This window comes from Paenibacillus periandrae, from assembly GCF_022458865.1.
GTDB classification, from domain to species: domain Bacteria; phylum Bacillota; class Bacilli; order Paenibacillales; family NBRC-103111; genus Paenibacillus_S; species Paenibacillus_S periandrae.
The window spans coordinates 490,695-503,258 of sequence record NZ_JAJNMU010000002.1; the positions used below are offsets into that span (position 1 = coordinate 490,695).

Here is a 12,564-nt window from a genome sequence, read left to right on the forward strand (position 1 = left end):
TGTGGCTTGTAATCCGCATTATTACACAGCTTCTTGTGGCCCCTTGTTATCCGAGCCTTTACGATCCGACAGCTGAACCTTGCCTACAAACAAGCTTAGAATGGCACCCAGAATGACGAATACGAGACCAAACATAAATACCGTATGCAAGGAATCGACCAAGGCAGTTTTTAAAATCGGTACAATCTGAGCGGTTAACGCCTGCGGCATCTGGCTGAGCGCCTCAGGATTGAGCAGCACCGAATATAGTGATTGCGGATCAGAACTGATTTTGGCAATCATATCGCTAATCAATGAACTGCCTTGTGGAATTTGCTTCAGTACCGGAACGAGATTAACGGTCAGCAAATTACTGGAATGATGGTTCATAATTGCTCCCAGTATGGTCATCCCAAAGGTACCGCCAATTTGCCTGAAAAATTGACTTGAAGAGGTAACCACGCCAAGCTCTGACTTTGGAAAGCTTTCCTGCAAAGCCAGTGTAAGCAGCGGCATAACCAGCCCCATGCCAAGACCTATGACCATCATATAGCTGGAAGCCGTCAGCTTCGAGGTTGTCATGGTGAGTGTGGTCAGCAAAATAAATCCGACAGCCATGATAACCATCCCAATTCCCATCTGCGTACGTACACCGATCTTCTGAACCATCTGCCCGCCAAGAACACTCGCCGCAATCATCGTGATCATCATTGGCGTCATCACGGTACCGGACGCTGCCGGACTAATTCCAACAATGCCCTGCATAAATAACGGTACAAACATGATTGCACCGAACATGCCGACACTCATCAGAAAACCGACCCCGTTAATGATCGTGAACGTTTTATTGCGGAATAGCGAGACAGGCAGTATGGCCTCCTTCGCTTTCGATTCGATCACAACAAAGCTAACCAAAGAAACGACCGCAAGTACAATCAATCCAATAACCTGCCAGGAAACCCAGGCAAAATTTTTCCCGCCAAACGTTAAGGCCAATAGCAAGCTTACGACACCCACAATCATCGTGGTCATCCCGGCAATATCGAATTCAACCTTGTCTTTTCTTTGAAACTTGGGAAGGGCAATTGCAATCAATACGATAGCCAATACGCCGACAGGTAAATTAATATAAAACACCCAACGCCAGCTGGCAGCATCGACAATCCAGCCGCCGACCTGCGGACCAATGATGGAGGAAAGCCCAAACAAGGCACCGAATACCCCTTGCCATTTGGCACGCTGTTTACCTGTGAAAATATCACCTATAATAATCATCGCCATCGGCATCATAATCCCGCCGCCGATACCCTGCAAGCCGCGGAATAAAATAAGCTCGGTCATATTTTGCGACAATCCGCACAGAGCGGATGCTATGATGAAAATACTCAGGCCCGTTACATAAACAACTCTCCGTCCCAATAAATCGGCCAGCTTCCCGGCAATTGGAACAATAACCGTAGACGTCAGCATATAGGCTGTCGTCAACCATGTCATCAAACCTAATCCACCCAAATCACCAACAATTCTCGGCATCGCCGTTCCAACTATTGTTCCATCCAATGCACCGAACAGCATGGCGATGATTAATCCCGCAACCAGCAGTCCCTTCCGATTGTTCGGATCATGGGCTTCCAATGAGGAGTCCTGGTCGTAAGCAGACTCCTTTTCCTTAGATGAGCTCATTGCTTTCTCCATGCTTTTCACCTCTCTCTATCACAGGTTTAATGTTATACAAGTTAATATTTAAATTGTTTAAATATATAATAATGAAAAATCATTCTCTTTGCAAGAGATTTTTTTCATTTGTACAACTCGCCTTCAATATTGGATTGTGAGATGTGCGGAGAATGGTCCTTATACTTATGCTGCTTAAAGCTACTTATATATAAGTTACCCAAAACAAAAAGCTTTCTATCCAGCTTAGAATTGCAATGATAAATATAATTTGCAGTTATGAGCGAATCTCAGGAGGAGCCATGTTCCTCCACCTCTCTCTTCCTAATTATAAGGTCCTCGTAATCATCAAATATAAAATAACGACCGGCAGAAGCGTCGACACAATGCCAAAAACAGCCCAATAACGGGAAGCGCGACGATATCCCTCCGTAACCGCTTTTTGTTCAACGGAGTGAGCACTATGCCGAATCATGCTGCGCTGCAGCGGTATGAGCACTGCCAGCCACAAGATCCCTGAAATCGCAAACAGTATGAGTGAAACCGTAAGCCAGCTCAAGCCTGACATCGGCATTCCTGAACGAACCGCCATGATGATGCCGGATACCGTAATAAGTGCAATACCTGGCAGCGTAAATACATAATCCGCCAGCATCACATTTTTGACTGCACTATGGATCACAACCGGATTATTTTGCAGATCCGCCCGCACTTTCCAGAACGCCGCTGTCACGATATTTCCGACTAACAGAACAACTCCAATAATATGGATCACTAACCAATAGCTCATTTGCACACACAACCTCTCCATTTTTTATCGTGGCTTTAACGTATCAGACAAAAAGCTGAAATAATCCTGCATATTAAAAGAAGCGGGAGCAGAAGTTAAAGAAGAACGGATGCGCAAGCCAAGTGAAATTAACACAAACAAACCTGCTGTTTTGTCCGCATCGATCGCATTTGGAATGACACCATGCTGCTGTCCGGTTATAATCCATTGTTTGGAAAAACTGAGTGTTTGCTCATAAAACTCTTCCAGCACTTCCGCAACCTCGGGCTGATCCTCCTTGCCAATCAAATATTTCAATACTTTGTTCGACACATCCGCGGGATCATCCAAATGATGAAGGGTTTCCGTTATTTTTCGTAAGGGTCCCTCAAAGTCCTTATCTCCACGCTCAACCTCTCCCATGAAGCTGCGATTGATCATCTCATTTCTTTCCTTGAGCACCCAGGCGTAGATCTCATCTTTACTTTTTACATAATGAAAAATAGCTCCCTTGGACAAGCCCGAGTGATCCATAATATCTTTCATCGTCAATGAATCGCAGCCCTTCTCGCGGATCAGCTCCTTGGTCGTGTCGAGCAGCTTTTGCTTCGTTTGTTGTCTTCGTTCTTCCTGTTTCAAGAAGTAACACCTCCGTAAATGATCAGTTTATTAGTTAATTTGATTATACATACCGACCATCGGTTTGTAAATAAAAAGAGTTGATATTCGGTTTACAAGTATGCAAAAATTGTATCAAAACCTATTATCGGAGTGAGCATCATGTCTCAAAGCAAAAAGGTCACTATGCAGGAAATAGCCGATAAAGTAGGCGTATCCAAGTTCGCTGTATCCAAGGCCTTGTCTGGCAAATCAGGTATAAGTGAAGCAACCCGTGAAAAGATACACAGAGTCGCTGCCGAATACGGCTATAGAAGCAATAAAAAAAACAGCAGCCCTGATCCGCAGCCTTCCACAGATCCTGACTACAAAATAATCGGCATTCTCATCCCCAACATCAGAAGTCAGAACAAGGAATCGGCCTATTGGGGCAAGATTCTGGAAGGAATTTCAGCTAATTTGGAGAAAAGAGGCATCGGAACGATTATCATCACTGATGATTCTCCACAAAATTTTAACCTCGTGATTAAACCTGAGGGACTCAAAGGCGTAATCAGTGTCGGTCTTATTGCTCCCGAAATGCTTCTGGAGCTTAGAAATTTATCGATCCCTTTCGTTCTGGTCGATCATGAGGATGAATTGCTCGCTTCTGATAGTGTTTTTATGAACAGCTTTGATAGTTTACGAAGGTTAACCCATTATTTATTGGATACAGGCCATACCCGCATCCAGTTTGTCGGAGATATTCATTATTCGAGAAGTTTTTTTGACCGATGGTGCGGGTTTAAATCCGTGATGGATGAGAAAATGAATGCTTATTCATACAACAGCAGCCTGCTTAAGATCAAGCCGTCTGTAGATGAAGACAATTACAATCGGCTTACATCCGAGCTTGTACAGCTTTCAGGGAGTGCCTTCCCCACTGCTTTCGTATGTGCTAATGATCAAATCGCCCTGCATGTCTTGAATGTGCTGCACGAGCTCGCCATTCAGGTGCCGGAGGATTGCTCGATAACCGGCTTTGATAACAATGAAGATATCATCAAACTTTTCCCTGAATTGACAACCATCATAGCCGAGGAAGCGGCGCTTGGAGCCAAGGCCGTTGATTTATTGCTGTGGAGAATCGATAACCCTTTGATGCCATACGAAAAAGTTTTACTGCAAAGTCAAATGATTGTCAGAGGCAGCACCCGCACTTTTCAAAAATAAGGCTTTACATACTGCAACCTAACAAATTGTTTTGTTAGGTTTTATTTGCATGATGTAAGTTTGAAATTCAAATAATCTGCTTTAATTTTATGAATCCTAATAAATTAGGTTGAAATCCCACCCTGTTCATTGTACTATTATCATAAATTGGTAATGTAACCGATATCATTATGGTAAAAGAAACATATTTTTGCTAACAACATAACAAATAACCTAACAAAAAGATTGTAATCCGGAAAACCTGGTTAGGAGTGATTACATGTGTGAATATTCTTATGTGAAAGAAAAGGAGCTTTATGATACTTTCAAATCAGCCGTAGATTCCTCTGAAGTCGAGCACGTGATCGACGTCTTTTACGAATTTTTGGTCGAGAACGGTTCGAGTGAAATGCTGGTCTTGTACGAAGCTACAGTTCGTTTGCTGGTCGGAATGGAACAAAGAGTGCTGGCGGAGTTCGGGAATGATACCCGTTGCAACCAATTTGATGTCATCTCAGTGGTCACCAAAAGAAATCTCGAGGAAGTTAAAGCCTATGTACTTGAATGCTTCATGGAATTACGGGGCATTATTATGCGGAAGTTTAACTACAACCATACGAGTATTATTATGAAAACGATCCAGAACATGGAGAATGAATTTCAGCACGCCACGCTTGACAGCCTTGCCCAAAAAGTGTACATGACACCCTCCTACCTCAGCTTGCTATTCAAAACGAATACTGGCAAAACCTTCATCGAGCAATTAACCGACATTCGCATCGACAAAGCCAAACACCTGTTAAAGAACACACATCTAAAAAATTATGAAGTCGCTGAATCGATTGGTTATCAGGACTCCCGTTACTTCAGCCAAATATTCAAAAAAAAGGTTGGATGCTCGCCAAGTGATTATCGGGAATCAGCTATCCACTAAGCTAGGGGGGGCAATAGGCGGGATCACCGGTTTTGCCCCTTTTTAATTTCATATTACAATCGAACCTGACCAGAATTCCCCTCAGTCTCTGTTCTCTTAGCATGCTCCAGCTCCTGATCCCAGGTCAGATGACGGTACTCGGCCGACTCCTGTGTGCTATCCAACCATGCTGTGAAGTCGTTCCAGATGGAAACTGTCCATGGCGAATCGATTTGTGCTGTTGTATAGATGTCTTCCCGCAATCGAACGAAACCAAAAATATCGCGTACCTGCGACTTTTCTGCCTGAACGACTGTAAGCTCTGCCAGATGAGGCGGGATGAACAGCACACCTGACGGTGTTCCCAGCACCACATCACCCGGAAGGCAGATCGCTTTCCCGATCCGGCACGGGGTATTGATTCCTACCATTGTGACATCCGCTATAGCTGTCGGATCACTGCCACGATAAAACACGTTGATCCCTTCAATTTCAACTATTTGCTGGTTATCACGGATACCACCCCAGATCACGGCACCACCCCGCTTCGTTTTGGAAGCGATCGCCGTTGACAGGTTCCCGCCCACAAAGGTTCCTTGATGGACTTTATCAAACAAATCAACCACTACAATATCGTCCTCCTGCAGCGTGTCGATGACCCATTGATTGAAAAAACCTTTTCTGTCCTCTTGCTGGTGACCATAGCTCAGTAGAGTTTCATGCAGATCCGGACGTTTGGGAACTAATACGGATGTCACGGCACGCCCTACCATCACCTGGTTCGGATGCACGATCTTGAGATCGCCTTCAAATTGAAAGGCATAGCCGTGATTCCACAAGGTGCCCCATGCTTCCTCCAAAGTAATTTTCGCCATTCGGCGTAATACATCATCCGATACCCGGGGGCGGCCATTGGCAAATCTCTCGCCCTGCCACAGTGGCGTCAATTGAATAATGTCTTCGGGATTATCATATTTCAAGTGCAGCCCTTCCTTCTCACTGATTGTATTTTCACCTCTTATGTTAAGCAAATTTACAGATTTGTCGATGTGGTTTTTTTACGCATTTTTCGTCCAGTAACTATAAATTTTTCATCGAATTGGTAAATTCTTATCATATTCCCCCTAACAACTGATGATATTCCCCTATATGGAATGACTAACCGTCTGTATATTGGAATAGAAAGGAGATGATTTTTTCCACTCTTCAAGCTTTTTGAATACGTTTACATGACATCCGTTTTTGTATCTCCCTGATCTATATTTATGGCCTCCAACTACCGCATCGATGGTTTTTCATCATGTGTATTTCCCCCTGCAGCAAGCTAAATTCACCCTGATAAGACTGATTAAAAAATCAAACAATATCATAAAATCCTCACCTGTGCATGTTAAATTCGCTTTGCTACACTGTGAAAGTACAAGAATCATAGGATAAGGAAGTGACTCAATGGGGGTTAAGGAAATATCCAGTATGAACACGATAGCAGAAGCTCCTGTTCGCAAAAGTAAAAAAAACTTATTCAGCAACCACTTGGAAGGGTACATATTCATCTCTCCTTGGCTGCTCGGTTTTTTACTGCTAACCGTATGGCCGATAGGACGCTCCTTTTATTTGTCCTTCACGGAGTATTCACTTCTGGAAGAACCCGTGTGGGCGGGACTCGACAACTACACGGAAATCTTTTTCAAAGACAATCTGTTCACCAAATCGCTCGGCGTTACCTTTACGTTTGTGTTGTTTTCACTTCCACTCAAGTTATTTTTTTCATTGATGGTAGCGCTCCTCATTAACAAAAGTCTGAAAGGAATGAATGTATACCGTACGGCGATCTACTTCCCTTCGCTAATCGGAAGCAGCGTAGCGGTATCGATCCTCTGGCGCAACCTGTTCGGTCTGGACGGCTATGTTAATCAGATCCTCTCGTGGTTTGGTGTTCAAGGTAAAGCCTGGATCGCCAATCCCGATACTTCGCTCGGCACCATTATTTTACTCAATGTGTGGCAGTTCGGCTCTACGATGGTTATCTTTTTGGCTGGCTTACGGCAAATACCGAAGGATTTGTATGAATCTGCATCCGTGGATGGGGCAGGCAAGATACGCCAATTCTTTCACATCACTTTGCCTATGCTCTCTCCGGTTATGTTTTTCAATCTCATCCTTGGTATCATCGGCTCCTTTCAAACGTTTACCTCTGCATTCATCATTACGGCTGGTGGACCCGCAAACTCTACGTATATGTATGCTTTTTATCTTTATGAAAAGGCTTTCAAGCATTACCAGATGGGATATGCCTCGGCGCTTGCCTGGATCCTGCTCGTGATTATAGCGATCATGACCGGCTTAAATTTCCTGGCATCCAAGTATTGGGTATTCTATGAGTCGGAAGGCGGGAATGACAAATGAACAGAGTTACCAGCTTCAGCACGTTTCGCAGCCATTTCATCCTGATCCTATTTTCTTTGATCATGATTTATCCGATCTTCTGGTGGCTGGGCGCTTCGCTCAAAACGGTAACAGATATGAAATCAACATCGATCTGGCCGACCACCTTTATGTGGGAAAATTACTCCAAAGGCTGGGTATTTTCACCCAAATACAGCTTTACTACCTTTTATCTCAACACCTTGATAATGGAATTCTGGAATGTGCTCGGAGCCGTATTGAGCAGCGCGGTCGTCGCCTTTGGTTTTGCCAGACTCAAATTCAAGCTTCGTTCCTTCTGGTTCTCGGTTTTGCTGCTCACCCTGATGCTTCCCGGACAAGTTACTATCGTACCCCAGTACATCATGTTTAACAATTGGGGATTGGTAAACAGCTATATCCCGCTTATTCTCCCGCACTTTTTTGGAGGCGGTGCCTTCTTCGTATTTCTCGTCGTTCAATTTATACGCGGGATCCCAAGAGAGCTCGATGAGGCCGCCAAGATCGATGGAGCCTCGGTGTACAAAACATTTTCACATGTTATTTTTCCATTAATCAAGCCAGCATTGGTATCCGTAGCAATTTTCACTTTTATATGGAGCTGGGACGATTTTTTTGCACAGGTTTTATATTTAAGCTCGGTTGATAACTATACGGTTGGCCTCGCGCTTCGCATGTTCATTGATCAGTTTGAAATTCAATGGGGTCAGCTTCTCGCGATGTCCCTGCTATCGATTATTCCATCCGTCATTTTGTTCATCTCGGCACAAAAGCATTTTGTTGAAGGCATTGCTACAACCGGCATTAAAGGATAACTACACTGAACGATCTGGGATGTTGGCCGCACCCGGATGACAGACTGACAGCTGGTATCTTCAGAAACTGGCTGCGTGAAGCGACAATGATGGATACGAATCGGATAAACAGCCTGCAGGTTCATCGGCCTCACGGAAGGCATGCAATCCATTCATGAGCTAGCCATGTTATGGAAGCGTACGCTGCGCTGTGCAGGCAGATCGATTAACGGGTGGAACCTGTACAACTATATGATCAAGGGAGTGTTATGTATAATGAAAGCCACTAAAAAGACAAATATCATTGTTGCGGTGCTTGCTTTTTCATTGATTCTGACCGCTTGCTCCAAAACCGTTGAGACTACTGGCACCAGTACTCCGGCCAAGGATGCACCAGCTGCCGGCAAAAATGCCGACCTGCGGATCATGTGGTGGGGACCGGATGACCGCCATCAAGCAACTCTGAAAGCTCTCGAAATGTACTCCGCCAAAAATCCAAATATTAAATTCACTTCCGAATATATGGCGTTTGATGCCTTTTGGACCAAGCTGCCTACACTCGCTGCCTCCAATTCCATGACCGACATCCTCCAAATGGACGGAGCTTATATTAATGAATATGCCAAAAAAGGCTTGCTTATGGATCTATCCGATGTCGATCTGAAGGGACTTGTCGATCCAAGAATCGTCAACAACGTCAAGATTGACGGCAAATTATATGGAATTCCCCTCAGTCATAACGGTGCGGGAGTCGCCTTCAACAAAGCGGAGCTGGAGGCTGCTGGCGTGAAGCTGCCACATAAGGATTGGACATGGGATGAATATTTCACTTACATGAAGGAAGCTCATGACAAGCTGCCTAAGGGTAAATATCCGTTTACTGATAATACAAGCGTATGGGATTGGTATCAGTTCTATCAGACGTCCAATGGCAAAGGACCGATCATGCAGGATGGAACCAAATTTAATCTGGATAAAGATCTCTGGTTCAAATTTCAACAAATGCATGAGCAATGGCGTGCTGACGGAACCCTTCCATCTGCGGAAGCCACCACGGCCTTTAAAGAAAATGATCCCAAAGCCGATGCGATGGTATCCGGTGTGATGGCAAGAGGCGTTACTGTCGGTTCTGTTGGTGTCATGGAGACACTCAATCCGGGTAAAATTTCGGTAGTTAACAATCCTGTAGGTCCTGCTGGAGGCGGATGGGCACAAGCCACAATCTTCTTCAGTTTAAGTAAATCCACCAAATATGCGGCTGAAGGCAAGAAATTTATTCAGTGGTTTATTTCCGATCAAGAAGTAGGCAAAACACTCGGTTTGACTCGCGGGGTTCCGATTAACGATGCGATTTACAAAACCCTGGAGCCTACCTTGAGCAAAAAAGATTTGATGGGTAAGGATCTGTTAGGCAATGCACTGGATAAGGCACTTCCGTTCTATCCGGCTCCTCAAGGCTGGTCTGATTTCACAAGCTTGTATAAATCGGAAATGGAAGCGGTCATGTTCAAAAAACAAACGATTGAACAGGCTTATGACAAAATCGTAGCCAAAGGCAAGGAAACCGAAGCGAAGCTGAACAAAAAGTAAAGTGTCCACAGTATCCTTGTACCGTTCTGCTTCTTACTCAAGAACAGGGCGGTGTATGGTGGGACGATGCAGAACAAAGCACAGGTTTTCATTATGAGGAGGTCGGTCTATTCATGCTTCAATTAGCTGAATTTTTCCCCGGATATCCAAGCAGGCTTTGGCATCTTGCCAAGCAGATGGGCGTTAATGATGCGGTTGGTCCTCTTCCCAAGGAAGATCATGGTATGAAACCATGGGATTATATGAATTTGGTGCAAATGAAACAAAGATTCGCTGATTTTGGACTTAATCTTCAAGTCATTGAATCGGCGCCTGAGACGAACCGCATCAAGCTTGGCTTGCCCGGACGAGATGAAGAGATTGATATCATGTGCCAGTTCATCACGAATATGGGGGCTGCTGGCATCTCTGTGCTCTGCTATAACTTTATGGCTCAATTCAATTGGTTTCGCACCTCAACCACGATCCGTACCCGTGGAGGCGCGCTGGTCTCCGGCTACGATCATGCCTTATTAGCCAATGCGCCGTTGACCGAAGCCGGTATCGTAAGTGAGGATCAATTATGGAATAATTTGAAATACTTTCTGGAACGTATTGTACCTGTCGCGGAAAAAGCAAAGGTCAGGCTGGCCCTGCATCCCGATGATCCGCCAATCTCCCCGATTCGCGGAGTGTCACGAATTCTGCGCAGCTCGGATGCGCTGCAGCAAGCTATTGATCTGGTGCCGAGCGAATACAGCGGTATTACGTTATGCCAAGGAACACTAGCGACAGCAGGTGAGGATATCCCGACTGTGATTCGTAAGTTTGCTGCTCAGGACAAAATCTTTTTCGTTCATTTCCGTGATGTTCGCGGAACGCCAGAGAAGTTCGAGGAAACGTTTCATGATGACGGCAAAACAGATATGCTCGAAGCTATGAAAACCTATTACGAGGTTGGTTTTCATGGTCCGGCTAGACCTGACCACGTCCCGACGATGGAGGGCGAGAATAATGATAATCCTGGCTATGAATTGCTGGGTCGCTTGTACGGTGTTGGTTACATCAGAGGATTAATGGAGGCTGCAGCTGCGGGAGAGCGCGAACGGCAAGTTCAGCTAGCGGAACTAAAGATATAATTGAGGCTCCATTGAGGCGTGATTCATACAAAAAGACAGGATTCGGAATTGCGAATGACGGCCTCGGCCGACGGTTCGCTTTTCTGAATCCTGTTTGTATTTAGCTCCAGAGACGATCGTTGGACCACGAATGGTTCCATTCGTCCGTCGATTCCCATAAACCCGGAATATTCGCATGCAAATGCTCGGCGATTACCTCGTCATTTAAGGAATCAATGCCAAGTCCCGGCGCATCCGGTACGGTTATAAAGCCATTTTGTATTAACGGTTTGGGCAGTGAACGCCCAATCACGATATCGTCCCACCAGGATACATGATCGGAATGAAATTCAAGCGCAAGGAAGTTTTCCGTAGCTGCTGCACAATGAACGGCGGCCAAGCATGCAATCGGGCTTTCAGCCATATGAATGGCCATCGCTACAGCATAATCCTGCGCCATATCGCCGATTTTTTTCGTTTCCAGTATACCGCCAGAAGTCAGAAGATCCGGATGTATCACCGCAACTCCGCCGGATTCCAGCAGCGGTTTAAAATTTTCCTTCAAATAGATATCTTCCCCGGTACAAATCGGTGTCGTGACCGCTCTCGCCAGTCTGGCATATAAATCCGTGTATTGCCATGGAATCATATCCTCCATCCAGGCCAAATTATATTTATCGATCCGACGCCCCAGTTTAATACAGTCCTCCACGCCGATATGACCAAAGTGGTCAATCGCAAGCGGTACCTCATAGCCGATGACTGAACGTACGTCGCTCACATACTGCTCCAGCATATCGAGCCCTTTTTCAGTCACATGAATGCCGGTAAAAGGATGCGCAACATTGTAGGCGTCATACATTCGGTTGCGGGCGTGGAGTATTTCCATTTCCGTCATTTCGGTATTTTTTCGATTAGCCCATACGTCCGACAGCTTTTTCATATCTTCAAAAAAGCCCAAAGGTGCGCTTAAGGTGCCCGGCTCCTGGATGATTTGATTAATACCCAGATCCATTTTCAAAAACGTATAGCCTTTTTCCATCCGTAATTTCAGCGCTTGCCCCATTGTCAGTCCGGTATCTCTGCCTTGCACATCAGTGTCGCAATACATCCGGATTTTATCGCGGAACTTGCCCCCCAGCATTTGATAAATCGGGATACCGTACGCTTTTCCTGCCAAATCCCAGAGTGCGATTTCGATACCGCTCACCCCTCCGCCTTGACGGGAATGACCTCCGAATTGCTTGATACGACGAAACAGCTTGTCAATCTGGCATGGATTTTCACCAAGCAAACGAGATTTCAACAGCAATGCATAGTTCTTGTCGGCCGCATCCCTCACTTCGCCATAACCGATTAATCCTTGATTGGTGTATACCTGAATTAAACTGCAGTGCATCGGGGAACCCTCGATATCGGCAAATCGAATATCGGTGATTTTTAATTCAGAAGGAATCGAATACGTATTGACATAAGCGGTTGTGCTCTCATAGGTTTCTTTGGCTAGCATGGCTA

Annotated in this window: 11 protein-coding genes; 6 read left to right on the top strand and 5 right to left on the bottom strand. The window is 45.2% G+C overall.

Annotated elements, in window-relative coordinates; all coding sequences use genetic code 11:
• Nucleotides 1-21: 21 nt before the first annotated feature.
• The 3 genes from LRL21_RS04790 to LRL21_RS04800 form a co-directional block, all read right to left on the bottom strand.
• The gene (locus tag LRL21_RS04790; RefSeq protein ID WP_420832426.1) at nt 22-1,614 is read right to left on the bottom strand and encodes an MDR family MFS transporter; all 1,593 of its coding nucleotides are present in this window, start codon (nt 1,612-1,614) and stop codon (nt 22-24) included.
• Nucleotides 1,615-1,981: 367 nt separating this feature from the next.
• Nucleotides 1,982-2,443, bottom strand: a complete 462-nt coding sequence (locus LRL21_RS04795) for a DUF2269 family protein (RefSeq protein WP_240414615.1) — start codon at nt 2,441-2,443, stop codon at nt 1,982-1,984.
• 24 nt (nt 2,444-2,467) lie between these two features.
• Entirely contained in the window at nt 2,468-3,061 is a 594-nt protein-coding gene (locus tag LRL21_RS04800) for a TetR/AcrR family transcriptional regulator (protein ID WP_240414616.1), read from the bottom strand.
• Between the two features lie 141 nt (nt 3,062-3,202).
• Between LRL21_RS04800 and LRL21_RS04805 the strand changes: the two genes are divergently transcribed.
• On the top strand, nt 3,203-4,252 hold the full coding sequence (locus LRL21_RS04805) for a LacI family DNA-binding transcriptional regulator (RefSeq protein ID WP_240414617.1): 1,050 nt from the start codon (nt 3,203-3,205) through the stop codon (nt 4,250-4,252).
• A 259-nt stretch (nt 4,253-4,511) separates the two neighbouring features.
• Complete coding sequence (locus tag LRL21_RS04810) at nt 4,512-5,165, top strand: helix-turn-helix transcriptional regulator (protein ID WP_240414618.1); 654 nt, start codon at nt 4,512-4,514, stop codon at nt 5,163-5,165.
• A 53-nt stretch (nt 5,166-5,218) separates the two neighbouring features.
• Here LRL21_RS04810 and LRL21_RS04815 read toward each other — a convergent pair whose 3' ends face one another.
• Nucleotides 5,219-6,124 (bottom strand): RraA family protein, encoded by a 906-nt coding sequence (locus LRL21_RS04815; RefSeq protein WP_240414666.1) that lies wholly within the window; start codon nt 6,122-6,124, stop codon nt 5,219-5,221.
• Between the two features lie 493 nt (nt 6,125-6,617).
• Here LRL21_RS04815 and LRL21_RS04820 point away from each other — a divergent pair, with 493 nt between their 5' ends.
• From LRL21_RS04820 to LRL21_RS04835, 4 genes are all read left to right on the top strand, one after another.
• Nucleotides 6,618-7,550, top strand: coding sequence for a carbohydrate ABC transporter permease (locus tag LRL21_RS04820; RefSeq protein WP_240414667.1), 933 nt, complete (start codon nt 6,618-6,620; stop codon nt 7,548-7,550).
• A complete protein-coding gene (locus LRL21_RS04825; RefSeq protein ID WP_240414619.1) occupies nt 7,547-8,383 on the top strand; it encodes a carbohydrate ABC transporter permease in 837 nt (278 codons plus the stop codon). The genes LRL21_RS04820 and LRL21_RS04825 overlap by 4 nt, the downstream gene beginning before the upstream one ends.
• Nucleotides 8,384-8,548: 165 nt before the next feature.
• Nucleotides 8,549-9,952, top strand: a complete 1,404-nt coding sequence (locus LRL21_RS04830) for an ABC transporter substrate-binding protein (RefSeq protein ID WP_240414620.1) — start codon at nt 8,549-8,551, stop codon at nt 9,950-9,952.
• A 113-nt stretch (nt 9,953-10,065) separates the two neighbouring features.
• Nucleotides 10,066-11,070 carry a mannonate dehydratase gene (locus LRL21_RS04835; protein ID WP_240414621.1) on the top strand — a complete coding sequence of 335 codons (1,005 nt, stop codon included), beginning with the start codon at nt 10,066-10,068 and terminating at the stop codon, nt 11,068-11,070.
• Between the two features lie 100 nt (nt 11,071-11,170).
• On the opposite strand, the gene LRL21_RS04840 is transcribed toward LRL21_RS04835, so the two are convergent.
• A complete protein-coding gene (locus LRL21_RS04840) occupies nt 11,171-12,559 on the bottom strand; it encodes a mandelate racemase/muconate lactonizing enzyme family protein (RefSeq protein WP_240414622.1) in 1,389 nt (462 codons plus the stop codon).
• Between the last annotated feature and the right edge of the window lie 5 nt (nt 12,560-12,564).